Origin of the sequence: uncultured Helicobacter sp., from assembly GCF_937906905.1 — a bacterium.
Taxonomy (GTDB): Bacteria; Campylobacterota; Campylobacteria; order Campylobacterales; family Helicobacteraceae; genus Helicobacter_B.
This window is the reverse complement of the sequence record NZ_CALERY010000022.1, coordinates 36,955-62,989: the sequence shown is the minus strand read 5'-3', so window position 1 is coordinate 62,989 and position 26,035 is coordinate 36,955. Positions and strand designations below refer to the sequence as shown.

Below are 26,035 nucleotides of genomic sequence, written 5' to 3'. Positions count from 1 at the left end.
AGTAGAGACTGGTATGGGCTATGGGTTCGCTGGATTCTCTTAAGACAAAGGCAGATTTTGATCTGGTCTATCGGCATGGGTTCTATCGCTATGGGAAGAATTTCGTGCTTTATGCACTATGCCAAGATTCTAAGAGTATTGATAGAAATTTGCCACAAATCTTGCTAGGGCTTAGTGTCTCGCGCAAGGTAGGCAGTGCTCCAGCGCGTAATCTCCTAAAGCGTCGGGTCCGCATGATCTGCCGAGAATCTATCGCGCATACTTTGTTTTCTGGATTCTCTGCTGCTTGGTCGTCTAGACATTCTGGGGTTGCTCCAAAACTCCAGCTTGTATTTGTGGCTAAAGCTGGTATAGCTACTATGAGCTTTAGCGAGCTTAGGGAGTCGTTTGAAAGGACATTTGCTTTTATCCTGCGCAATTTACACTCCCACCAAGGCACCAGAAGTGTTCAGCCTAGAGCTTCAAGCCAGGCGCAGGCTAAGCGCACACAGCCGCGGCTTCGACATGGTGGTCGATCTGATGAGGGCGAGCATATGGAAGTAAATCAGCTAAATAGATTAAAATCTATGGATTCTGTCGCGCCAACCAGGCTTGCAAATCCAAAGGGCGTGGCAAGAGGCGCAGATGTCGCGGATTTGGCAAAGCGAGGATCACATGCGTGTGTCTAGTAGCTTTGCAAGCACTAAGGCTTATCGCCTAAATTTCGTGCGTGTGGTAGTGCCAATATGCGCGCTTTCTCGCAGCGCTCTTTTGATACTTTGGCGCGGGTATAAGCTTTTTCTCTCGCCTGTATTTGGAAATTCTTGCCGATTTTACCCTACATGCTCGCACTACGCGTATTTGCTTTTGACAAACGAGAATCCATTCCGCGCAGTGGGGAAAATCGCTTATCGGCTTTTGCGCTGTCAGCCTTTCGCACAAGGCGGAGTGGATTATCCTATTATCACATTTTGCCCTAGTAGCAGTCTTAATCAATCAAGCTTTTATCCAGATCGCTTGAGTGATGTAAAACTTCTGGATTCTATTGTTTATTGGCTTGTGCCTTTGCGCACATACAAAGAGTGTAAAACTGGGTGTACATGTATGTCGCATCTTTGCCTACATATTTCACATATACCTTGTATGCTTATCCCAACATTTAGGAGTATAAATGAAAAAAGATGATATGAATTCTCGCGTTTTGCTTGCAGTGGTGGTGTCGTTTCTCTTTATTATCGTATATAGCTATTTTGTCCAAGATCCAAACAAGCAAAAGTCCCAATCCACTCCATCTAGTGCCCAGCAAGCAGAATCTAGCAGCGCAAATGTGGCTTCAAACCCAAGCTTTGCCAAAGATTCTAGCAGCGTCGATACGAGTGGCTCTAGCGCTAGGGTAGATTCTGGCGAGCCTTTCAAAACTCCTGCGCGTCCAGTGATTTCACGTATCATCTCTAATAGCGTGGAGGTAGAGATTGATGATCTAGGGCGCATAGCACAAGTCTATTTGAAAGATAGAAAATTCACTGCACCCCGTCAAGAGGGGATATTTAGCCACTTAGGCAGGCTATTTGGGCTAAACTCCACAGAATCTAAACCCTTAGAGAAGCTTCCACTTTTCTCATCAAATGCGATTTTCCCACTGGAAGTGCGGCTTGAAAATCCAGAGCTAAATGCCCTTGCTGCAAACACCGCTTACAAGGCTTCAAGTGCGAATATCACGCTCTCTAGCGATAAAAATGCCCCACAAGAGCTTATCCTAACCCAGAATCTAAAAGATCTCACTATCACCAAAACTTTGCGCTTTTTCTACGATGAAGATGGCTTGAAATACACCATAAACATCGCTCTCTCTAAGCCCACGCCTTACGCACTCTCAAGTGGTATGCGCCCAGTTGCTGATGATGATGGCTATGCCTTCCACGGCGTTGTGCTAAAAAGTGGCGGACTCAATGGCACGATAGAAAAAATCGAAGACAAAGACGCCAAGCCTGAAGGGCAGTCTTTCACGCAAGTGCCCTTTATCTCCGCATCTGATCGCTACTTTACCACGCTGCTTTTCACACGCGATGTGCGAGGGCTACACACGCAAGTTGTCGGCGATAGTAAGAAACACCCAATCCCCTACATAATGCTAGATTCTACTATCGATTTAGAGGGCTATGTGGGACCTAAGAATTACCAGCTACTAAAATCTATTTACGAGCCGCTCACTGATGTCGTAGAGTATGGGCTTATCACCTTTTTTGCCAAACCTGTGTTTTTGCTCCTAGAGTGGCTCTATATGCTTATGGGGAATTGGGGCTGGGCGATTATCGGACTTACGATTATTGTGCGCTTGATTCTCTTCCCTCTTAGCTATAAAGGCATTATGAGTATGCAGCGGCTTAAAGACTTAACGCCTAAAATGAAAGAAATCCAAGAGCAATACAAAGGCGATCCGCAAAAAATGCAAATGCAGATGATGCAGCTCTACAAAAAGCACGGCGCAAATCCACTTGGAGGCTGCTTGCCACTGCTGCTACAAATCCCTGTATTTTTCGCCATTTATCGCGTGCTGTATAATGCTGTGGAGCTTAAAAGCTCGCAGTGGATTCTATGGATACACGATCTATCAGTAATGGATCCTTACTTTATCCTGCCTATTCTTATGGGGGCTAGTATGTATATCCAGCAAGCTCTCACGCCAAATACACTTGACCCAACCCAGGCTAAAATCTTTAAACTCTTGCCTGTGATTTTCACGCTCTTTCTTATCACTTTCCCAGCAGGGCTTGTGCTGTATTGGACGATTAACAATATCTTTGCCATCGGTATGCAGCTTGTCATCAACAAAATCATCGATAAGCAAAGAGCTGCAGAAATCGCCAAGCACAAGCATGCCCATAAGCACAGCAAAGAGGCTGGAGGTAAGTAATGAAAAAGATCACTGCGCCCACACTTCAAAACGCCCTAAGCCAAGCAGCCTTGGAGTTTGGCTGCTCTGTAACAGAGCTGGAATATGAAGTTATACAATACGAGTCCAAAGGGGTATTTGGGCTGTTCAAAAAGCCTGCCATTATCATTGCTAATATAACCACTCCAATCCCCTCTATGATGGCACCCTTAGCTCAATCTATGTCGGCAAATCGCACTTCACATGCCACGCCAAAATCCAACACTCAATCCGCCTCTTCATTTTCTGGCGCTTCCAGCCAGCATTCTAGTGAGGAGTTTTTTGACGCTTCGGATTTTTTGCGCGATTCACACGACCAGAATCCACGCACAGAGATCTCACAGCCCCAGGCTTTCCAAACACCAACATTCCAGACAAAAGAAGAGGTTATCCAAGAAATCACTTCTCATATTAAAGAAATGTTCTCCTATATACCTTACCAAATCCACACTATTCAAGTAAGCTTCTATGATCCACAAACGCTTTATATCTATTTAGACGGACCAGATTCTGCACTGCTTATTGGCGAGAGAGGCTATCGATACAAAGCGCTCTCATACCTGCTCTTTAATTGGATTCAGCCAGCTTATGGCTACAATATCCGCCTGGAAATTGCACAATTTTTGCATAATCAAGAAGAAGCCATAGACGCGTATTTGGTAGGTATCATCAATGAAGTGCGCCGAGAGGGCAAAGCCAAAACCAAGCCACTTGATGGGATTCTAGCCTTTATTGCGCTTAAAAAGCTCCGCGAGCAGCTCCCGGATAAATATATTTCGTTTCGCCAGAATCCGCAAAATGAGCGCTATATCGTCATCAATGATTTTTATCACTAAGTGCTTGTGGTAGATTCTGCTTGCAAGATACAATCGTCGCGATCGCTACGCCTAGCGGGATAGGTGGGATTTGTATTGTGCGCTTAAGTGGCACAAATGCACTTGCCATAGCCCAGCGGATTACGCGTCGCTCGAGTGCTTTTACTCCACGCTATGCTACGCTATGCTCGCTCTATGCTCCAGAGCATCTTTCGCAAGAGATACTTTCTCAAAGCTCCAAAGCAGAGCGAGATTCTGGTCAAAAATGCGAGCTTATCGATGAGGCGATTGTGCTGTATTTTGCGGCACCTAGAAGCTACACGCGCGAAGATGTTGTAGAGTTTCAATGTCATGGTGGGGATATCATCGGGCAGCGTGTGGTGCGCGCATGTGTGCAGCTAGGGGCGAGAATGGCGAGGGCTGGGGAATTTACCAAGCGTGCGGTGCTGTCGGGGCGACTCGATTTAGCACAAGCAAATGCCATAGCCCAGATGATTAGCACGCAGGATATTGCGTTTCAAAGCGCCATGATCCGCCAGCTCAAAGGCGATTTGGGGCAGTTTGTGCAAGAGTGTAGAGAGAGCTTGCTTAGCGCGCTTGCACATACGGAAGTGATGATTGATTATAGCGAGGAGGATATTCCTAGTGATATCATCGCGCGCATAGATTCTATGCTTTCCCACCTCGATGAGCGGCTAGAGCGGATTTATGTGTTTTCCACCGCTCGTAGCAGCGATGAAGTGCGTCTCGCGCTTATTGGCAAGCCAAATGTCGGCAAATCCTCGTTGCTTAATGCGCTTTTGCTCTATGATCGCGCTATCACCTCTCCCATAGCTGGCACCACGCGTGATAGGATAGAGGAGCATATCCTTATTGATACTCATCGCGTGCGTCTCATTGATACGGCTGGAATCCGCCAGAGTGATAATGCGATTGAGACGCAAGGCATAGAAAAAACCAAGCAAGCCCTCGCAGAATCTACAATAACTCTAGCTGTCTTTGATGGCTCAAGTGCGCTAGATTTGTATGATAGAGAGGTTATTGCGTTGATTGTCGCTCACAAGCGCATCAATCCCAAGCTCATCATACTCCCAATCATCAATAAAGCCGATAAGCCACAGATTCTGGATTCTAGTTTGCTGGCTTCGCTACTGGAGCTGCCAGAATCTACTCTGCTACATATCAATGCACTTAATCGTGAAGCCACAGCCCATACGCTGCAGGGCGCCATAGCCAGTGCTTTGCATGCAGGCTCTTATGAGGAGATTATCCTAAGCGCACCCTACCAGCAAGAAGCTATCGCAAAGACCAGGGAGCATATCCATGCCGCGCGTGTGCGACTGGAGTCTAGCGAGTTAGAGCTTTTTGCCTACCATATCAAAGACGCCCTAGAATCTATAGGGCATATCACGAGCCCTTATAATAGTGAGGAAGTGCTTGATAGTATGTTTAGGGAGTTTTGCCTGGGCAAATAGACAAGTGATGTAAGTGGAGAATTCAAGTATAATCGCGCTTTATTTTCAATCAATTTAATCTAAAAAGGATTTTTCATGCAGGCATTGCAGCATATAGCAATCATTATGGACGGCAACGGCAGATGGGCACAAATGCAGGGTAAAGCTCGCCATATTGGACATAAAAAAGGCGCAAAAAATGTGCGCGTCATCACTGATTGGTGCGCCAAACATGAGATACAATTCCTCACTCTTTATGCCTTTTCCACGGAGAATTGGAATCGCCCTAAAAAAGAGGTCGATTTTCTCATGCGTCTTTTGGAGCGCTACCTACGCGATGAGGCGCCAACCTACCATGAAAATGAAATAAAGTTTCGTGCTATTGGGGATATTGAAACATTTTCCCAGCCGCTTCGTGATCTTATCTATACGCTAGAATCTAGCACCAAGAGCTACACCAAGCTCACCCAAACCCTAGCCCTAAACTACGGCTCGCGCAATGAAATTGCAAGAGCGTGCTACAAAATCCTACAAGCAAATATGTCTAATGGCGCGCAAAGCCCCCAAGAAGCAGTCAAAGCCCTGGAATCCACTTTTGCCAATGCGCTTGATACTGCGGATATGCCTGATGTAGATTTGCTTATCCGCACAGGTGGCGAGCAGCGGCTCTCAAACTTCCTGCTATGGCAAGCAAGCTATGCCGAGCTAGCTTTCACCCATACGCTGTGGCCAGATTTTAACACCAACGAGCTAGCACGCATTATTGAGGAGTTTCACTCGCGCACAAGGCGATTTGGTGGGCTCTAGTGTGTTTGGCATACGATTTTGTTGCGTATGGTCATCTCATCTATTTAGTTAGATAGTGCATGCTTATCTAAAATTGTAAAATCCTAGAATCCAATGAGAATAGATTCCATTGCAAGTGATTTTTGGTGTGTGAAGTTTTCGATCAAACCCTAGAATCCTGCCTGGGAGTTTAAAAAGACATGGAGATTCTAAAGTTTCCCCTCGCCTTAAACACTCCAAAAAGTTAAGAAATAATTAAACTTATGCCGCGATAAATTTGCTATACTTAACCACCAAAGCGCAAATCACAGGACAATCCCACACTGGAATCTATCTAGCTTTAGGTTTGAGAGTAAGGGTTCTTGGCTTGTGATTTAGTCCGCATTTGCGAATACCACAGCAACATCAAAAGGAGCACTCATGCAAGCGTTTATTACAGCATATAAACAAGCCTTAGAAGAAAGAGCTAAAGAGGGTATTCCACCCCTACCACTCACACCAGCGCAGACAAAAGAAGTGATTGCAATTTTGTTGGATTCCAGTGCGAGCAAGGAGGATCAGGATTTCGCGCTTGATCTCCTTACAAACCGCGTAAGCCCCGGAGTCGATGAAGGAGCCAAGCTTAAAGCGGAGTTTCTAGGAGAGATTATCGCAGGCAAGGCGTGTAAGAGCATTGCCCCAGAGCTTGCGGCAAAGCTGCTTGGCACAATGCTAGGAGGTTACAATGTCCCCTACCTTATCAAAGCCCTAGAATCTAAAGACGCGGAGGTGGCTAAAATCGCCACACATGGGCTCAAACATACGCTGCTTATTTATGATGTGTTTGATACGATTGCAGCGATGAGTAAAACTTCTGCCCTAGCAAAAGAGATTATCGAGTCGTGGGCAAACGCCGAGTGGTTTTTGCATAAGCCTGCCCTGCCACAAGAGATTAAGCTAGCTGTGCTTAAAATCGATGGTGAGACCAACACCGATGACCTAAGCCCAGCAAGCGATGCTTTCACAAGGAGTGATATACCCTTGCACGCTAAAGCTATGCTAAAAAGCCGCGTTGAAAACTACGAAGCACGCATAGAAAATATCAAAAAAATCGCTAAAGATAATAATGCTAGCGTCGTGTATGTCGGCGATGTCGTAGGCACAGGCAGCAGCCGCAAGTCTGCTTGCAACTCAATTGTATGGCACTTTGGCAATGATATTCCATTTGTGCCAAACAAAAAAAGCGGCGGCTTTGTGATAGGCAGCATTATCGCGCCCATCTTTTTCGCCACTTGTGAAGATAGCGGCTGCCTACCAGTGGTGGCAAATGTCGATGAGCTTAAAGAGGGCGATATTATCACCCTTAAGCCTTATAGCGGCGAGATTGTGAAAAATGGCAAGGTGGTAAGCAGCTTCACCCTAAGTCCAAACACGATCTTTGATGAAATCCGCGCAGGAGGGCGGATCCCCCTTATCATCGGTAGGGGGCTTACCAACAAGGCGCGCAAATTCCTAGGGCTAGGTGAGTTTGATGGCTTTGCCAAACCAGCCCAGCCACAATCTAGCCAAAAGGGCTTCACCCTAGCGCAGAAAATGGTCGGGCGAGCGTGCGGCAAAGAGGGCGTGAGAGCAGGGGAATACTGCGAGCCAATCGCCACCACCGTGGGCAGCCAAGATACCACCGGTGCTATGACACGCGATGAAGTCAAAGAGCTTGCTAGCCTAAGTTATAGCGCGGATTTTGTAATGCAAAGCTTCTGCCACACAGCAGCCTACCCTAAGCCAGCTGATGTGAGCTTGCAAGCGACTTTGCCAGATTTTATGCGCAATCGCGGCGGTGTCGCCCTGCGCCCTAAAGATGGCGTGATCCACTCGTGGCTCAATCGCTTCTGCCTGCCAGACACCGTTGGCACAGGCGGAGACTCACACACGCGCTTCCCCATTGGCATTAGCTTCCCAGCAGGGAGTGGGCTTGTAGCCTTTGCAGCAGTTACAGGCTCTATGCCACTCAATATGCCAGAATCTGTGCTTGTGCGCTTTAAAGGCACGATGAATTCGGGCATTACCCTACGCGATTTAGTCAATGCGATCCCCTACTATGCGATCAAGCAAGGGCTTCTAACCGTCCCCAAGCAAAACAAAAAGAACATCTTCAGCGGCAAAATCCTAGAAATCGAAGGGCTTGAAAACATTAAAGTCGAGCAGGCGTTTGAGCTAAGTGATGCGAGTGCCGAGCGCAGTGCAGCAGCTTGCACCATCGCCTTAAACAAAGAGCCCATCATCGAATACCTAGAATCCAACATTTCTCTCATCAACGCAATGATCAAAGACGGCTATGGCGATGCCAAGACCCTAGCGCGCCGCGCAGAGAAAATGCGCGAGTGGATCAACAATCCTGTGCTACTAAGAGCGGATAAAGATGCCCAGTATGCCGCAGTGATTGAGATTGATCTAAGTGAGATCAAAGACCCTATCCTAGCCTGCCCCAATGACCCAGATGATGTCGCTACTTTGAGCGAGATTTTAGCTGATCCTAAACGCCCCAAAAATATCGATGAAGTCTTCATCGGTAGCTGTATGACAAATATCGGGCATTTTAGGGCATTTGGCGAGATTATGAAAAACGAAGGGCAGTCTGCCACACGCACTTGGCTTGTGCCTCCTACAAAGATGGATTCTAAGCAGCTAAGCGATGAGGGCTATTTCTCGCTCTTTGGCGCAGCGGGTGCTAGGATCGAAGTGCCCGGCTGCAGCCTATGTATGGGCAATCAAGCGCGCGTGAGAGATAATGCTGTGGTATTCTCCACTTCTACAAGAAACTTTGACAATCGTATGGGCAAGGGCGCGCAAGTGTATCTAGGCAGTGCGGAGCTAGGTGCGGTGTGTGCCAAGCTTGGGCGACTCCCCAGCCTTGAAGAATACCTCCAAATCGTTCCTCAAAAACTAGGCGAGAATACTGCCAAAGTCTATAAATACCTAGAATTTGACAAGATCAAAGACTTCTCGCTCTAGGGCAGTTTCACAGGATTCTTGTAAGAATCCTGTGAAATTTGCAAATCCAATTATTGTGATTTGCATTACAGAATCTGCTTTTAGACTTATCGACTCTACCCGCCCAAATCCTAAATCCACGATTCTCACAAGCTTTTAAACTCCAAACAGATGGTGTGCTTGCTTTTGATCTATTTAGCCTCAATATAATAATTGAAAATCTACAGAAATAGTCCGTAATGGCATAGGGCATTTTGTTTTGCCCCTGTGATTTGACTTTGTGCTAGCAGAAGAGGCACTGCAAAATTTATTGGCACATGGATAGTAGCCTCTGGCTTGTAAGATTATCGTATGCAAGCATTATTTTAATAAATTAGGTTGTGGAAGTATGTTTGTGGCTTCAATAGATTTGGTGTATTGGCTTATAGTAGTAGGAAAAAGCAATGAAAAGACATAATAAAATAGCAAGAGGATAGTCTTAGAATTGATTGTTTGAAACGCTCAAGCCCCAGATTTAGCTAGATTCTAGGATTGCTTGAGCATTTATTGGCGAGGGGCTATTTTGCCCACTCTTTCATCTTACCGCTAAAGATTTGTTTGACTTCATCTTTGCTTAGGTTTTTGATTGGGTTGCTTGGATTGACAATAACAGCTAGCCCATCGATTGCCAGCACGCGAGGCTTGACACCTTTTGCTAGCTCGCTATCTTTTAGCTCCCGACTCACCATACCAATCTGTGCGATCCCCTGCACCGTGGCATTTACGCCGGTAGTAGAATCTGATTGTTGCACTTCGATTGTGGCTTTAGGATTCTGGGCGATGTAGAGTTCTTTGAGCTTTTCCATAAGTGGAGTAATCGAGCTTGAGCCAGCGATGACGATTTTACCCTCGGGGTTTTTAGGTGTGTAGGCTTGAGGCTCCAGCGGGATATAGCCAGATTTGGTGATAAGCTCTTGCGCACTTGTAGATGTAACAAAGTTTAAGAAATCATCTGCAAGCGGGTCATCTTTGGCTGTGATTACGATAAATGGTCGCGAGATTGTGTATTGTTTGCTTTTGATATTCTCGACTGTTGGCTCGACATTATCGATTTTTATCGCTTTAACGCTGTTGTTTAATGAGCCTAGTGAGACATAACCAATCGCATTTTTGTTGCGCGAGATTGTGGTTAGCATGACAGCGGTGGAGTTGGTGATTTGGGCTTTTGGCGAGGTCATGTCGATTTTTTTCTCACCTTGTTTTTGTAACAAGTCGAAAATCTCCACAAACGCACCGCGTGTTCCAGAACCTTCCTCGCGGGAGATTGGGCTAATTGGAGCAGCGCTTGCCACGCTAAGCGTGCCTAGACTAATAGCCAGAATTAGCTTACTAGAGAATGATGAAAGTGAAAACATTTGGACTCCTTGAGTGATATTCTAAAGGCACTTGCAATGCTAGTATCTGCATGTAAAGTCTCAAAGCTTATTTGGTAAAGATTCTGTAAAGCTCAATCTCATATAGATTCTGTGCCTGGATTTTATGTGCAAATATCGCCTTTTATCAAAACTTATAAAAGCCTGCTACAATGCGTCAAGCCAAATCCCTAATACTTGTAAAGACACTATTATGAGCACACGCACAACCCTAGAATCCAGCTTGCGACCCCAGCATTCTAAGCAACCTTCATCTCGCATGCGCACAGCTCCACACCTGCGCTCTAAGATTTTCTACTCGCTTTTTGGGCTGGTGGTAGCAGTGGAAATTGTAGTGTTTGGGTTGGTGCTTCTGGTGGCAGATAGTATGGGGCGCACATGGGCGCGCGAGCACCTCGAGCAAGAATCCAACAAGCTTATCGCTCAAATGCACAACACAGACTACCTTGCATTCTGGGGGCAGTATCCTTATCGAATCTCGCTTATCACGGAGTCTGGCGCTGTGGCGTATGACAATCGTATCAATACCACCGAGCTAGACAATCACAGACAGAGAGAGGAAGTGCAAGCTGCGCTAGAATCTGGATGGGGCTACATGGAGCGCAAATCCACTAGCACCAAATATAAATCTCTTTACTATGCCCGCTATGTGCCAGAGTTTCATCTCATTGTGCGTATTTCTATAAATCAGCAAGATGTGTATGCGTTTTTTCTGCCAATCCTTGGGTATATGGGCGTGATTCTTGCCCTAGGGCTAGCTCTTAGTGCCTTGTTAGCACACTATCTCACGCGATCTATCATTGCCCCGCTTAATACCCTATCCACCCTTGATAGCAAGAGCTTCCAGATCCCCTATGCAGAGCTGGCGCCGTTTTTTACAAAAATTATTGCGCAAAAAAAGCAGCTAAAAAAGCAGCTAAAAATTATTCGCCGCCAGCAACAGCAGTTTCAAGCTATTAGCCAGAATATCAATGAGGGCGTGGTGCTGCTTGATAGCAAGCGCAAAGTTTTAGGCTACAACGCCAGTGCTAGAGCTATTTTGCCGCATATAGATTCTGGATCATTTGGGGCTTGGAGTGCGGATTCTCGAGCAAAATCCTCGCCACCAGAATCCAAAGAAGCAGAATCTAGCACACATGCGATTCAAGGCGACATATTTTCGTTTATCGATTTCTCCCTCGCACAAATCCAAACAAACGAGTTACAAATTAGCGATACGCATATCGAGTGTATCGCGCTGCCTATCTGGGGGAAAACCAAGCCCAAAGCATTTGCTGTGCTACTGCTTGATCGTAGCCAGATGCGCCAGATCCAAGCTATGCGGCGTGAGTTTAGCGCAAATGTAACCCATGAGCTCAAAACCCCTCTAAGTGTCATCATGGCAAGCAGCGAGATGATGAAGCAAGGTCTCATCGCAGAGAAAGATTTTATGCTGTTTTTTGACAAAATCTATGAAGAGTGCAAGCGGCTACTAGAGATTATCAATGATATTTTGAAGCTCTCGTTTTTTGATGAAGGGGGTAGGGAGCTGGAGAAAACGCCTGTGCGCATGTATGAGCTAGCACAAATTGTGCTGCATTCGCTTGCTCCACTTATCGAGGAAAAGCATTTGCATACTAAATTAGTATGCCAAGCACGGGAATCTAGTGTGCTTGGTGTTACACATCTTTTGCAAGATATGCTTTATAATCTGTGCGAAAATGCAATCAAATACAACAAAGAAAATGGGGCGCTTGAGATTTTTATTTGCAATGCTCGTGCGCAGGGGCTGGTGCTGGAGCTAATCGGGGATTCTGGGGAGGTGGTGGATTCTGGGCTGGAATCTAGGCTTATGGGCGATTCACACATGCTTGATCTTGTGCAATTTACGCTCATAACACCCGCACTCCCGCTACCACAAAATCTTCTACTCGTAGCGGTGTGTGATAGTGGGATTGGAATCCCTAGCGGTGAGATCGCGCGCGTGTTTGAGCGATTTTACCGCGTGGATAAAAGCAGGAGCAAAAAGCTTGGCGGCACAGGGCTTGGTCTCTCTATTGTCAAGCATATCGCGCTTTATCATGGTGCGCAGATTTTTATACGAAGTGAAGTAGGGCGGGGAAGTGAAGTGGTGATGTTATTTAAGCGCTAGGGCATAGATTCTGGAGTTTAAACATACAGGGTAAATGCTTGGAGAGTTGCGCTCCAAGAGCCGTGTGCTATTGCACGCGACTTTTTTCAATGGCTTGATGTATATCAGCTAGCAAATCTTGCGCGTATTCTATGCCTACAGATAGTCGTATGAGATTTTCTCCTATCCCCATTTGCTCGCGTAGCTCTTTTGGGATAGAGGCATGAGTCATGCTCGCAGGGTGGCACAGCAGCGATTCCACACCACCTAGACTTTCGGCTAAGACAATAATACGCGTGGATTTAAAGAATGTTTTATAATCATAATTTGGCTTTAATGTAAAGCTTAGCATTCCTCCGCCAGCACGCGCTTGGGCTTTATGGATCCCATAGCCTGCATGAGACTCTAGCCCCGGGTAATACACCCTCTCCACTGCTTCATGCCTGCTTAACTCATGTGCTAGAAAGAGCGCATTCTCGCAATGGCGCTGCATTCGCAGGGCTAGAGTTTTCATTCCTCGTATTAGGAGAAAGCTATCAAAAGGGGCGAGAATCCCGCCAATGCTATTTTGCAAAAAGCCTATGCGCTCTGCTAGCGCGCTATCATTGACCACCACAAGCCCAGCGACCAAATCGCTATGCCCTCCTAAATATTTGGTAGCTGAATGTAGCACAATGTCTATGCCAAGGCTTAAGGGCTGTTGCAAATAGGGTGTCATGAAAGTATTATCCACAATGCTTAGGACGCCCTTTTTCTTACAGAGTTTGGCAGTGGCTTCTAGTGGCGTGATGGTTAAAAGTGGATTGGCAGGTGTCTCTATTAGCACGGCTTTGACTTCAGGCGTGAGCGCAGATTCTAACGCATTCAAATCACTTGTATCTACAATCTTATACCCTATGCCAAAGTTACAAAAAACTTTATCCAAGATTCTAAAAGTGCCGCCATAAACATTGCTAGAAATCACCACGCAATCGCCACTTTTAAAAAGGCTTAAAACACAACCAATCGCTGCCATACCAGAGGCAAAAGCAAAACCATATTGCCCTCCCTCGCATTCAGCTATGAGACTTTCCACTCCATCGCGTGTGGGGTTTTTGGTGCGTGAGTATTCGTAGCCGAGGTTTTGTCCCAAGCCACTTTGGGCATAAGTGGAGGTTTGGAAAATAGGTGTATTGACCGCGCCTGTGCGAGGATCTGTCGTCAATCCTCCGTGGATCAAAAGCGTATCAAGCGGACTTTGCATAAGAATCCTTTGTAGTAGAGATTTGCCAAGATTATAACAAAAAACAAGAAGCGCCCTTGGCAAAAACAATGTTCATACGGATTAGACTCTATGTATTTGGCATAGTTAGGCGATAGACTTTGTTGCGGATTTTGACGAGTAGTCCCACTTCTATGAGTTGGCGAAATGTTTTTACGATTGTCGGCTTGCTGACATTAAGCTGCCCAATGATATCTTCATACGAACCATAAAACATATTATCCTTATCGCAGTGTTCAAAAAGAAATTTGATGATCTCAATTTTCTTCCCGCCTACAAATGTCGCAATCGCACCTAGGAGGATATTTTTGTCATGGATCTCTTTGGCTTGGAGGCGCGGAAGCATGGCGCGGTGCAGTGTGGAGAGTAGCTCTTCTATATCGATTGGCTTTAGGATATAGCCATCGACTTGCAGGCTTATGGCATCAAGCAAGTAGCTTACTTCTGTGTGTGCAGTGGCTATGATGATAGGGCATTTGGCATTATGCACGCCAGATCGCACGAGACGGGCGAATTCTATACCATTCATTTTGGGCATGAGTATATCAGTTAGCACGATATCCACAGCATGCGTGTTAAATAGCTCTAGGGCTTGTGCGCCATTTTTGGCTAGTAAAATCCTGCCTAGATATTCTTCAAGCACCATGGCTGTTACGCGCGAGACATCTTCATTATCTTCGACATAGAGAATCGTGAGGTTTTTTAGCTCTTTGTATGCTGATTGCATTAGCTATCCTGATCAAAAGATAGTGGAAATCTTATCATAAAAATCGCACCAAAAAATTCCGCCCCTTCATATTCCCACGCACCATTGCGCACCTCAATGCTTCCGCCCATTTGCTTTTCTACGATTTGCTTAACCATATAGAGCCCAATGCCCGTGCCAATTGATTTGTGTTTGGTAGTGAAGTAAGGTTCAAAGATTTTATCGATGACTTGTGGTTTAATCCCTCCGCCATTATCCATGAGAGTTAGCCTGGCGTATCCATCTCCTGTATCCTGGGGTTTTAGACTAGATTCTGGCGATTGGGATTCTGGAGTGCTAGAATCTACTTGCGCTCTTGCTTCCTCACGCTGGAGCACAAGCTGCACCATGCCTCGCACATCTTGGAGTGCGCAGCTGCGATCTGGGCTGGTATCTTGCATAAAAATGTCTTGGGAATTTTTGATGATATTGAGCACTACTTGCGAGAACGCATTCTCATAGCCACAAATCTCCATATCCTCTTCATAGCTAAAAATGACTTGGATATTATTTTGCTGAAGCGTGGGCTTGATGAGACGGATAGAGTCTTGGATACTTTTTGCTAGGAAAAACCGCTCGCGAGTGAGATTTGGGCGGAAAAAGTTGCGGAAATTCTCTATCGTCTCCGACATGTTTTTTGCTACTTGCAGTGCAAATTCCGTCTCTCTTGCCACAAAATCATCGGTGAGCTTTTTTTGCTCGTATTTGAGCTTAAAGCTTTGGAAGAGAATGATGAGTGAGTTTAGTGGTTGTCGCCATTGGTGCGCGATATTTTGTATCATCTCTCCCATGGAGGCAAGGCGTGCTTGCTGATACATGATTTGATCTTTTTTACGGGATTGCTCGATTTCATGGGCGATGGTTTTTTGTAGATTTTGGTTGGTGAGTTTTAGCTCGTGGGTTTGGATATCGATACGCTGTTGGAGCTTTTGGTTGATTGATCGCACAAATGCCAACACGATTGAAGCAAAATATAGCGTCCCAAAGCATACCAAGAATGCAAACCCAAGCAGCAGCCACAATGTGGCATTATAGAGAGAATCTGCGATGTGGTTGCCAATGCTTGCAATGATGATGTCATTTTGGAAAAGCTCGCTTAGCAGGGCATTTGTCTCGATACTATGAGTAAGTAGCGCGACACTTTTGCTAGAGTCTGTCTCTGGTAATGCAGTGGCTGTAGGATTTTGGGGATATTGGCTAAAGCGTTCATCAATCTTGGCGATAAGCTCGCTTCGTATGGCTTGAAGCTTGATGATTTGGTTGTTTTGGTCTGGGAGAAAAATCCTCTGGTAGAAGCTTTTTAGCTTGGCGATGTGGCTGTGAGAAGTGCTGGATTCTAGCTTGTATGACTTCCATTCGTCCAGCATGGATTTTTCATCTTTAGCGAGTGTGGCAGAATCAAACATAGCAGAATCTGCAGAATCCATAGAAGCACGCTTGGTGTAGAATGCCTGGATTTGTTGCAGGGAGTGGGATTTTTGCAGGTGATTAGCAAGGCTTGTGTCGTATTCCTCTTTTAAGCCAAAAAGTGCCAGAAAGCCAATCACGCACACAAGCAAAAAGCCCAGCGCGATAAATAGCAGCAAAATCTTAGCCTGGGACTCAAAGCTCTTAGGCATAGTCATCAAGATCTCGCACTACTGCGCTTATACATGCGCTTAGCGCGCGCAGGAGATTATGGAATCTATATAGGCTTTCTTTGTTTTCGCGCGTGATGAGTGCGATTTCAGCTTGCGCATTTTTTTGCGTGTTTTGTAGGGCGTATTTCTCATCTTGGAGTGCGGTATTTTGGGATTTAAGCGTGGCAATAGAATCTAGGGTTTGGATTTTTTGCTGCAATAGGGCATTGATGATTTTTGTCATGGCGTTGCGCGTTTCGATGTCAGCCTTTTCATACGCGGCAGCTTGAGACTTTTTCTGCTCGTATTCCTCGCTTATGGTTTGGATTTGGAGCTGTTTTTGGTGCATGAGCTCGTTGTTTTCTTTCGTCTCTTGCTCGATTGCCAGCAGACGCGCGCTAGCAGTGGAAATTTTTTGCTGATGGGATTTTATGGCGTTATTGATATCGCGCTCAGAATGCAAGATAAATTCAATATCTCCAAGTGCCCACACCTTAGCGTCCATATCTTCAATAGCAGGCACATAGAGCTCTCTGCCATTAAACCTACTGCTCCGCCCGCTAAAAAACACGACAAATTCCTGTGCGGCTTTGCTCCCAGAATCCAGCATGTGTAGCACTTCTTGGGCAAGCTCTTCATAGATTGATTCTTTTTTAGCGCGGTAGGATTCTACGCAATAGTAGTTAAGCACTCGCGCACTAAGGCTGGAGTCTTGATTAGAGATTGCGCTTGATTGGAGAATTAACTCTAATGCCTTGGCAAAACCTTGTATATATGCAAATGAGAAGCCGCTTAGAAACTCTAGTGGCTTTAGGTTTGAGAATCTAGAGTGTATGATTTCTTGCACGATTTGCTTCATTAGTGAGATATCGCTATCGCGCAGAGCGTGGTCGATTCTAGATCTAGTTACATCATCGAGCAGTGATTGCTTATGGTGTGATTTTCTTAGCTCGCGGATTTGGGCGTTGTTTTGCACTAACTCAAAGTCAAAATTTTTAATCAATGGATCCACATCGCTGAAAAATAATCCATCGCGCTCACTTAAGCCTAGCGCCTTTTTGAGCGCACCACGCACGATGTCTTTTATGAGCGATTCATCAGTGATTTGTAGCTCTTGGAGGGAGAGAAATATATCTTTTAGGCAGCTAAAATCATTTGATTTGAGTTGCTCGATGTAGTGCTTCTCATCTAAATAGCGCACGAGAAAATCCACATACGCATTGCGCTCACGATGAAGAATCGCTGTCTTTATCTCCACACCCTTGGTGCTAAATAGCACGATTGCTTTCATGCCGCGCTGCGCCATAAAATCCATAATCGCCTTGCGTATGGTATCTTTCTCGACATCACCGCGCTGGGAGAGTAGCGCAAATACTTCACGCTTGACACTTTGCAAAAAGTCTTCAAAACTTGACTGACTAAGGAATTCCTTAGTCATGATGCTGATAGATTCTAGGTAGAGTGCTTGATTCATCTTGCCCCTTGTGCGCTATTTTATTTGTGGCTCTGGCGTGATTGCGAGCCACTCTATATGCTCGCCTAGATAGAGCACATAGCCCTGGAAATCTAGCTTGTTTTGGTGCAATTGTGCAGAATCTGCTTGCTGCAGGAGAGCAAGATAGTTTTGCACCTGCTTTTGATGGCTTGGTTTTTTTGCTCCGCTTTTATAGTCGATGACGATAACCTCACCCAAATCCCTATCATACACCAGCAAATCAAGCCGATATGACTTGCCATCTACCACGAGCGGTGCCTCCACAAATCGCACAGAATTTTTCGCTCCACTTTTGTCCTCGCTGGTGGATTGAAATATAGATTGGAGTTTAGCATTGGATTCTAGCGCAGCAATACGAGTCAAAACCTTGTCAATCGCATGAGAATCTAGCCCAAAGCGATAGTGCAAAATCCCCGCTATCTGCTCCCTAGGCGTGCCATAGCCTAGCGCATATTCTAGCCCCAAATGCAGCGCCTGTCCAAAGCGGATATGAGCGATATTATTGCTAGCATACTCCTCTTGCTCGCTGGATTTGATGAAACATTCTTGCCTGCCGTGGGATTCTTGGGTGAGAATTGTTGGGGTGGGGGCTTTGGGTGGAGATTGCTTTTGACTCCCTATAATCGCGCCAGATTCTAGCATGATGATACACTCTGCACGCAGTGTGCTTGGAGTGCATTCCTTGGTGTTTATGTCATCGTTATTGTCGTTAGATTCTCCTATACTAGACTCGCTTACGCCAAAATCCTGCGTGATTTCCCAGCGTGCGATTTCTTGCAGTGGTAGCTGCTCTAGCACAGGGGCAAGCCTAGAGCTTTTCTCATCATCATGAGCGAGCAGGATTAAGCCTTTTTGCGCTCTGGTGCAAGCGACATAGAGGACATTATGCTCTTCAAGCATTTTGTGTCTTATATCAGCTTCTAGTGCTTTTTGATAGCGCAGATCATAGCTCTGGCGGCGATTATTTACGCGCTTTAGTTGTAGTAATGCACCATGCTCATCAAAAAGGATTTTCGAGGGGCTTGGGGTTTTTGGTGCAGAATCCACAATGATGACATAGGGGTATTCTAAGCCTTTGGACTTATGGATAGTGAGAATCTGCAAGCCATTTTGATTGTCTTTAGGCGCATCAGGCGTGCTAGATTCTAGCGCGTCAAGCAATGAATCTATATCTTCATGCTCGATACTCTGCTCAAGCAGAAGCTGTGCGGATTTATCGCCTAGCGCGAATTTTTGTATGAAATATAGCAGATAGCTGCTTGGTCTGCTAGAATCCACTTCTGCCATAGCTTGCATGATTGTGTGCTTGATAGCTGTAAAAGAGCTTGGGAGAGAGCTTGAAAGCTCTGTGAAATCCATAGTGTCATTTGCAGCACTAGAATCTAGCAGGGTGGATTCTAGCACCTCCTCTCTAGCAAATGCGCGAGTGCCTAGAAGCTTGGCAAGCTCTATGAAATAGAATCGAGCCTTAGCACCAGATGACTTGGCAGAATCTGGCGTGGATTTGCTTGATTCTAGTGCGCGCAGGAGCTTAAGCGCGGTAAGTAGGATTTTGACACTTGGCTCATCGGTGAGCTTGGCGCGTGCATTTAGGACGATATTTATCTCTGGGAATCGCTGCTTTATCGCGCTGCGCAGGTTTGCGCACTCGACATTTGTGGAGCAAAGGAATGCGATGTCATTTGCACTCACACTCGCGTGAAGCAGCTCCTCTAGGCTGTGAAGTGCGCTTGCGATAAGTGCCTTGCGCTTTTCATCAGCATTAGCGCTTTTAGAGCCTGATTTGTGTGCTTGGATTTTGCATACACGCACAAATCCCCCCGATTTATCATCAGCGGTATTGGCGCTAGATTTTGGCGTTTGCGCTAGATTTTGGCACACAGGCTCTGGGAGAGCTTGGGGCACATAGTCTGGGAAAATCTTTGCAAACACCGCATTGACAAACTCCACCACCTCGCGGTATGAGCGGTAGTTGTAGGGGAGATTCTCCACTTGCAAGTCAAGCTCGGCGATGACTTTGTCAAACAGCCCGCTCTCACTCCCGCGGAATCCATAAATACTCTGCTTGCTATCGCCGACGATAAAAAAGCTTCTGCCATTATCGCACTCATTTTGTGCGCTGTGTGTAGCTAGAGAGGGGGTGTAGTGCCTTAGGGTGGGGTGCTTGGCGCCAAGCCCTGCGCGGATTTCATCGATGAGTGGTTTCATAATGCGGTATTGCATGGCGTTTGTGTCCTGGAATTCATCGATGAGAATATGGGTGATAACACTATCCATACGGAAATAAAAAAACTCCGCGCTCACAGCTGCTTGACTAGAATCTGCTAGCAGCATATAAACCAGCAGTGTGCAGTCGATGAAGCGCGGGGCTTGCGTGGAAGCAAGCCAGCTATGATAGGCGCTTGTATAGGAGTGTAGCACGCTTGCGATATGTGCAAATGCGATTTGCTCTAGATTCTGGCTATAAGCGCATATACACTCGCGCAGCTGGGCGTATTTGTCTTGCACTGCTTGGCAAACATCATCATCAGCCTTTAGAATCTTGCCAAAATATGAATACTCCCGTAAATCGTCCAAAGCAAGCCAAGTGCTTTTACTCTCTAGGAGCGTCCCAAAGCTTTCAAATTCTAGTGCCTTTATGCCTTTATCGCTTAGTGGTTTTTTGATCCTTTCTCCACCTTCTTCTAGCAGCACTCGCATTTGGAGCAAAATCTCCATAGCCTGCGCCGCATGCGCATTGCACGCGCGCTGGAGTGTAGGGATATCAAGCGTGCGATAATGCTCGAAAAACTCCTTAGAAAAGTGCGTTTTATCTTTAAAGCACTGCCAGACAAAATCTAGCAGCCCATCAAGCTCTATATCCAAATCCTCTCGCATGGCAAAGAGCGATTCTAAGCCGCTTAGATTCTGGTTTGGACTCTTAGTATGAGCGCTATTAGATTTGGTGATGATTGACTCTAGGAATCGCTCTTTCATCGCTTCATTTGCATACTCTTCTTCACTACTATCGCCAAGCATAGTAAAATCCGCATGCAACCCCACAAAATGCGAAAATTTCTTCAAAATCGCATTAAAAAACGCATCGATTGTGAGAATCCTAAGCTTAGAGTGCAGAAAATCTTGGTAGATTCTGGGCGCAAGGCGCGCGATTTGCTCCTGTGAAAATCCCTCGCGCACGAGATTTTGATAGAACTGCGAGTCTTTTTTGCCCTGTGTGATTTCTAGCAAGGCATGCGCGATACGCTCTTGCATTTCTTTGGTCGCCTTTTTGGCAAATGTGATAGCCAGAATCTCGCTAGGTTTGGCACCTTGGAATAGCAAGATGATGTAGCGTGTGGCGAGCGCGGAGGTTTTGCCGCTACCTGCGCTTGCTTTGAGCGCGAGCATAGGGGCTTTTAGTGAGATATGCTTGGAGTTTGGTGCTGGAGCAGGGTGCGCAGCCAATGGCATGGATTGTGCGCTGGATTCTGGGCTGGTGCTTTTCATTTCATTACTTTTTATTATTGTCGATTTAGTATCATAGCAAATTTATCAGCACAAAGGAGTTCAAATGCGATTTACTTACTCTGCGGGCATGAAGCTTGGCAAATCCCTTTCTCTCGTAGCTATTGTAGCACTGCTAGGTGTCAGTGGCGCACACGCAGCAAGCAACAAAAATTACAAAAACCTAAAAAGCCAGCAAAGCTCTTTTACCAAAAATTTCGCGAGCGGCTCTATCGTCTCTGGCTCCACCTATGGCAGCACAAACAAAAACGCCGCGCGCCGCTGGTATATATTCAATGAAGCGAGTGCCGGGGGCTCTTATACAACGCTTGGTGAGGCGAACTATGTCGCTGTCGATGTGGGCTATCGCGCGTATCTCCGCACGATCGAGACTGCCATGTTAGGGCTAAACTTCTTGTTTGGTGCAGAGATTAACTTCCCTATCTATCTCCAAGCAAGTGGCAAATCCAACATCATCGCCAATAAGCCATTTGAGACAGAGGAGACTGCTTCAGCCATACAGGGCTGGGGAGTGGAAGTGCCAGCGATTATTGGGTTTGAGAAATCTGGATTCTACTTGACGGGGCTTGTGGGCTATGGCTGGCAGTTTATGACAGATACCTATACACTGGCTAATGGCAGAGGCGCGCACCCTACGATTAAAACAAGCTACGATGGACTCATCTGGGGGGCAAGCGTGGGCTATAAAGTGCGCAATGTCATGAATATCGGCTTCCGCTGGACTATGGGCAATATGACAAACCGCAAAGACGGCACAGAGCTCTCTGATGCAGCCATTGGCGATGGTCTTGATAGTCAGCTTATCACCACGCAGCGTGGGCGCGATATCTACAATATCGACTATATGAAATTCATGGGCTTTGTGTCTGTGGTGTTCTAAGAGGCTTGCTTCTGGGCTTTTCTAATTGTTAAACTTCTCTTGCTAGAATCTAGCTTCGCGCTCGCATTTGGTCGTTTGAATGTGTAAGGAGCGGGATTTGCTTAGATTCTAGCAGAATCTACTTCTGCTCATCGCACTATTGCGCTAGATTCTGGCTATTTGCTACATGGGGCAGTGTGTTTATGATAGGAAAATGCGTTTCTCAATCTCTGTGCTTCTGGCGTTTTTACTCTCGGGGTGCTTTCTATGTGCTGGCTTTTTTGACGCTCGCCACTCAAGCAGGTGCCAATGGCTTTAAAATCCAAGAGCAAAGCCTAAATGCCACCGCCCTTAGCTCTGCGTATATCGCAGGCGCGCGCGGAGCAGATGCGAGCTACTACAACCCTGCGAATATGGGCTTTAGCAACGACTGGGGGGAGAATAAAAGCGAGTTTGAGCTAGCCACAAGTCTTATCAATATCCCGGGCTTTAACTTCGATGTCGCCACGACAAATCAAGGGCTGTATTCAAAAACCAAGCTAGATTTTGGTGCTGGTAGCACGCTTGATCAAATGCTTGACCCGAACACTACGCTTGGGAAGTTGGTTACAGGGATTTTGCCAGAGCTTGCGGATTTGAAAAAGCCCATTATCCTAGAGCATTCCACCCCAGACTCTCAAATCATTACCGGTGGCACCGGTGATACCGCCCTAGCAGTGCCAAAGATGTTTTATAAATCGCGCACGATGCACGGCATCACCTTTGGCGGGAGCTTTGTAGCTAGCTCTGGGCTAGCTATGCAGTGGGCAGGGAAAGGCGGGGAGTTCTTACAAGATGTGTTTATCATGATGGTAGAGGCTAGCCCTAGTGTATCTTGGACAATCAATGATCGCCTATCCTTTGGCTTTGGCTACCGCGTGATGTATGCGATGGGCAGCTTTAATAATGTCGTGTATGTCCCGCTTGATAAGGATGGCGACGGGATCCAGCTTGATAGCGGACAGATAAAGGATCTCGCCAATCACCCAGAAGCGATTGAAGCGCTTATCCCAGAATCTATTAAAAATGGTAATGTTGGCGAGCTTTTGAGCAATAAAGTCATTGAAGAATTTGCCAAGTTGTTTGGCGTGAGTCTTCGTAAGGAAAACTGCAATACGAACGGAATAGAGTGCGTCAATTGGGGTGCGCTTATGGGCGGTGTGAAGGGTGAGAAAACAAACCTCTATGGCACTTCTAAAGTCTATCAAAAAAGCGAGGGCAAGGACCTTGCCACAGGCTATCGCCTCTCTGCTTCACTGCGTGTATTTGATAATGGTATGGCAAGTGTAGTGTATAACTCCCCTGTCAAGTTTGATATGAAAGGCAAGGTCGAAGCGACCACCTATGTCGGCGGTGCTATGGGCAATGTGCTTACCATAGCAGATCTCAATATCGCCGTGCAAATGCCAGAGATTTTGACGCTCGCGTATGCGCACGAGTTTTTTGACAAACGCTTGCGCTTAGAGGGTGTGTATGAGCGGACATTTTGGAGTCGTGGGTTTAAGTTTAATGTCTCGCCAGATTTTGATAATGCCAAGTATCAGCCCTTAAGCGGGCTTGTCGCGCTGCCTCAAGTCTTTCCTCCAGAAACGCTTAAAAATATGGTGCGTCTCGCGGATTTTAATGTGGTGAGCAATATGGGGGCTGGCTGGCGCGATACCAATACTTTCCGCATAGGTGCGACTTATAAGACGCCATTTGTGCGCCTTATGGCGTCCGCTGCCTATGACGCCGCCCCAAGCGCGCAGGATAAAATTGGCATACCGGATTCTGATGGCTTTATGCTAGGCTGTGGGGCGAAAATCAATCTAAGGGGCTTTGATCTAGGGCTAGCTGGAAGCTGGACTTATAAGCAGAGTATGAGCTCGCTCTATCACTCTGGCGGACTTGGCGGGCTCTTTATCTATACCGCTTCACTAGGCTATCGGTGGTAGGGCTGGCTTGTGGGACTTACGCAGGCGAGAGATGAGCATTTGGGCGAGAATCTAGCGCTGCGCGATGGAGCGGTGTTTATCGCAGATGCGCACTATATCCCCCATACTGATGGCGCTGTGCTGGAGACGATGATCTACGAGCAGGGCGTGGAAGCCACACTAGAATCCCTGCGCTCCATGACTATGGGCGAGCATGGGCTGAAAGACTCTCTGGTGCTAGAATCTAGCGTTTTAGATTCTAGGCAAGAATCCAGCAAGGAAGCCAGGCTAGAATCTAGCGCGCTGGATTCTACGCAAGCACGCTATTTGCGCTATGTAGGCGAGCATGGGCTGCTGGGACTACTGGCGCATTTGGTCATCGACTTTTCTGCCAAGCCGCCAAGCGAGCTTCCTAAGCAGGTGTTTCTCATGGGCGATGTGGCACATCTCTTTCTCCCGCATATCAGCACACAAGGGCATGAGGCATTTATCGCGCTTATTAACGCATTGGCAAAATGCGCTGAAGTGTTCTACCTCGAGGGGAATCACGACTTTGGGCTAGATTCTAGGATCATGCCGGGTGTGAAAATATATCCACGCTGCTTGCAGCCTCTGCTATGTGCGCGATCGCTGCCTGGGAGAGAGGGAGAGAGCGTAGGGGAGAGGGAGTGTGGTGGAGAGGGGCAGAGAAAGTGGATCATGCTTGCTCATGGAGATTTGTTTATCAGCAGAATCTATGAAGCATATATCCGCTCCATAAGTGCGCCATTGACACTAAGTGTGCTAAAACTGCTTAATAATTTGAGCTTTGGGGTCTTGTATCGTCTCGCCCAGCGGCGCGTGAATGCCAAAAGGATACGAGCGCTTGAGCTAGATTCTAAGGAGTTTGCGAAGTTTATGCAAGGGCGTATGGAGCAATATGCTACATGCGTAAAATCTGGCAAACTAGATTCTATGGTAGTAGATTCTGGTGTGATATTGGGCGCGCAATGGGTGCGGGAGGTGCAAGGAGTGATAGAGGGGCATTTTCATATCGGGCATGTGGGGAAATATACGCCACAAGGCATGGAGCAGGGCGCGTGTGGAGAGTATTTCGCTCTCCCTTCTTTTTATTGTGATAAAAGAATTCTTGTCTTATAATGCCGATATGTATAAGATGAATGAAGTTTAGCAGTGGGGAGAAATATGGCAGGAAATATTTTGGACGCACAGATTGAGGGGTTTAACGAGATTGCACTTATAGATTTTAGGATTTTTGAGCTTCGCGAAGGTGAGGTGTATGAGGGGATTTATGGTGTCAATGTGGTAAAAGTGCAGAGTATCATCGAGCAGCCAGATGAGCTGTTTGATATACCGGCAAGCCCTGATTATGTGCTAGGGCTTTTTGACTTGCGCGGGACGATTATCCCGCTCGTGGATCTCTCCAAGTGGCTTAATATCAAAGCCGACGATACTCCACGCAAGCACAAAATTATTATTTCGGAGTTTAACAATGTCCAAATTGGCTTTGTGGTCGATGAAGTCAAGCGTATCCGCCGTGTGAGCTGGAAGCAGGTAGAATCCGCGCAGTTTAGCTCATCTAGCACGATTGAGCGTGGGAAAATCACGGGCACCACGCGTATAGAAGATGGGCGCACGCTGCTGATCCTTGACCTAGAGAGCATTATCGATGAGCTAAATTTCTATGAGAAAAAGGCAGATGATATTATTACGATTGTCGAGGAGCAGGAGCGTTTCAATGGATTGGCACTTGTGCTAGAGGATAGCTCTATAGCCCGCAAACGCGTGGTGAAAAACCTCGTAGCAATGGGGTTTGAGGTCGTAGAGGCTATTGATGGCGAGGAGGGCAAAGAAAAGATTGAGGGGCTGTTTCAGCAGTATGGTGATCGACTACCCGAGTATCTTAAAATCATCGTTTCAGATGTAGAAATGCCAAAGATTGATGGATTTCACTTTGCAAATGAAATCAAAAATGATCCTAGATTTTCGCGGATTCCGCTGGTGTTCAACTCATCAATCTGCGATCCAAACAGCATGGAAAAAGGCAAAAAAGCTGGTGGTGATGGATATATTGTGAAGTTTGACCCTAATATTTTCTATCAAGAGGTCAAAAAACTACTAACTTCTGTGTGAAGTTGAAAA

Annotated in this window: 18 protein-coding genes; 12 read left to right on the top strand and 6 right to left on the bottom strand. The window is 46.4% G+C overall.

Translation table 11 applies throughout. The features are described from left to right. Positions 1–20 precede the first annotated feature (20 nt). The 7 genes from rnpA to acnB all read left to right on the top strand — a co-directional run bounded on the left by rnpA (position 21) and on the right by acnB (position 8,957). The gene (gene rnpA, locus Q0171_RS05490) at positions 21–668 is read left to right on the top strand and encodes a ribonuclease P protein component (protein ID WP_299327571.1); all 648 of its coding nucleotides are present in this window, start codon (positions 21–23) and stop codon (positions 666–668) included. Beyond that, positions 655–1,164, top strand: coding sequence for a membrane protein insertion efficiency factor YidD (yidD, locus tag Q0171_RS05485; RefSeq protein WP_299327569.1), 510 nt, complete (start codon positions 655–657; stop codon positions 1,162–1,164). The genes rnpA and yidD overlap by 14 nt, the downstream gene beginning before the upstream one ends. Then, the gene (yidC, locus tag Q0171_RS05480; RefSeq protein WP_299327567.1) at positions 1,151–2,893 is read left to right on the top strand and encodes a membrane protein insertase YidC; all 1,743 of its coding nucleotides are present in this window, start codon (positions 1,151–1,153) and stop codon (positions 2,891–2,893) included. Before yidD ends, yidC begins: the two co-directional genes overlap by 14 nt. Then, positions 2,893–3,747: a Jag N-terminal domain-containing protein gene (locus Q0171_RS05475; protein WP_299327565.1), complete on the top strand. Its 855-nt coding sequence runs from the start codon at positions 2,893–2,895 to the stop codon at positions 3,745–3,747. The genes yidC and Q0171_RS05475 overlap by 1 nt, the downstream gene beginning before the upstream one ends. A gap of 20 nt (positions 3,748–3,767) precedes the next feature. Continuing rightward, positions 3,768–5,201 carry a tRNA uridine-5-carboxymethylaminomethyl(34) synthesis GTPase MnmE gene (gene mnmE / locus Q0171_RS05470; RefSeq protein WP_299327563.1) on the top strand — a complete coding sequence of 478 codons (1,434 nt, stop codon included), beginning with the start codon at positions 3,768–3,770 and terminating at the stop codon, positions 5,199–5,201. Between the two features lie 75 nt (positions 5,202–5,276). Further along, positions 5,277–5,987 carry a di-trans,poly-cis-decaprenylcistransferase gene (locus Q0171_RS05465; protein WP_299327561.1) on the top strand — a complete coding sequence of 237 codons (711 nt, stop codon included), beginning with the start codon at positions 5,277–5,279 and terminating at the stop codon, positions 5,985–5,987. Between the two features lie 399 nt (positions 5,988–6,386). Beyond that, on the top strand, positions 6,387–8,957 hold the full coding sequence (acnB, locus tag Q0171_RS05460; protein ID WP_299327559.1) for a bifunctional aconitate hydratase 2/2-methylisocitrate dehydratase: 2,571 nt from the start codon (positions 6,387–6,389) through the stop codon (positions 8,955–8,957). Between the two features lie 536 nt (positions 8,958–9,493). On the opposite strand, the gene Q0171_RS05455 is transcribed toward acnB, so the two are convergent. Then, a complete protein-coding gene (locus Q0171_RS05455) occupies positions 9,494–10,330 on the bottom strand; it encodes a substrate-binding domain-containing protein (protein WP_299327557.1) in 837 nt (278 codons plus the stop codon). A gap of 211 nt (positions 10,331–10,541) precedes the next feature. Between Q0171_RS05455 and Q0171_RS05450 the strand changes: the two genes are divergently transcribed. Further along, entirely contained in the window at positions 10,542–12,479 is a 1,938-nt protein-coding gene (locus Q0171_RS05450; protein WP_299327555.1) for an ATP-binding protein, read from the top strand. Positions 12,480–12,546: 67 nt separating this feature from the next. Here Q0171_RS05450 and Q0171_RS05445 read toward each other — a convergent pair whose 3' ends face one another. The 5 genes from Q0171_RS05445 to Q0171_RS05425 form a co-directional block, all read right to left on the bottom strand. Continuing rightward, entirely contained in the window at positions 12,547–13,701 is a 1,155-nt protein-coding gene (locus Q0171_RS05445) for a PLP-dependent aspartate aminotransferase family protein (RefSeq protein ID WP_299327553.1), read from the bottom strand. Positions 13,702–13,789: 88 nt separating this feature from the next. Continuing rightward, positions 13,790–14,446, bottom strand: coding sequence for a response regulator (locus Q0171_RS05440; RefSeq protein WP_299327551.1), 657 nt, complete (start codon positions 14,444–14,446; stop codon positions 13,790–13,792). Next, on the bottom strand, positions 14,446–16,089 hold the full coding sequence (locus tag Q0171_RS05435) for an ATP-binding protein (protein ID WP_299327549.1): 1,644 nt from the start codon (positions 16,087–16,089) through the stop codon (positions 14,446–14,448). Before Q0171_RS05435 ends, Q0171_RS05440 begins: the two co-directional genes overlap by 1 nt. Beyond that, positions 16,076–17,557, bottom strand: a complete 1,482-nt coding sequence (locus tag Q0171_RS05430; protein WP_299327547.1) for a hypothetical protein — start codon at positions 17,555–17,557, stop codon at positions 16,076–16,078. The genes Q0171_RS05435 and Q0171_RS05430 overlap by 14 nt, the downstream gene beginning before the upstream one ends. 15 nt (positions 17,558–17,572) lie before the next feature. Further along, positions 17,573–21,064 (bottom strand): UvrD-helicase domain-containing protein, encoded by a 3,492-nt coding sequence (locus Q0171_RS05425; RefSeq protein WP_299327545.1) that lies wholly within the window; start codon positions 21,062–21,064, stop codon positions 17,573–17,575. Positions 21,065–21,128: 64 nt separating this feature from the next. On the opposite strand from Q0171_RS05425, the gene Q0171_RS05420 reads away from it, so the two are divergent. The 4 genes from Q0171_RS05420 (at position 21,129) to Q0171_RS05405 (ending at position 26,026) form a co-directional block, all read left to right on the top strand. Continuing rightward, on the top strand, positions 21,129–21,962 hold the full coding sequence (locus tag Q0171_RS05420) for a hypothetical protein (RefSeq protein ID WP_299327543.1): 834 nt from the start codon (positions 21,129–21,131) through the stop codon (positions 21,960–21,962). 182 nt (positions 21,963–22,144) lie between these two features. Continuing rightward, positions 22,145–23,914 (top strand): outer membrane protein transport protein, encoded by a 1,770-nt coding sequence (locus Q0171_RS05415; RefSeq protein ID WP_299327541.1) that lies wholly within the window; start codon positions 22,145–22,147, stop codon positions 23,912–23,914. Positions 23,915–23,923: 9 nt separating this feature from the next. Continuing rightward, complete coding sequence (locus tag Q0171_RS05410; protein WP_299327539.1) at positions 23,924–25,033, top strand: hypothetical protein; 1,110 nt, start codon at positions 23,924–23,926, stop codon at positions 25,031–25,033. Between the two features lie 45 nt (positions 25,034–25,078). After that, positions 25,079–26,026 carry a chemotaxis protein CheV gene (locus Q0171_RS05405; RefSeq protein WP_299327537.1) on the top strand — a complete coding sequence of 316 codons (948 nt, stop codon included), beginning with the start codon at positions 25,079–25,081 and terminating at the stop codon, positions 26,024–26,026. The last annotated feature ends 9 nt before the right edge of the window (positions 26,027–26,035 follow it).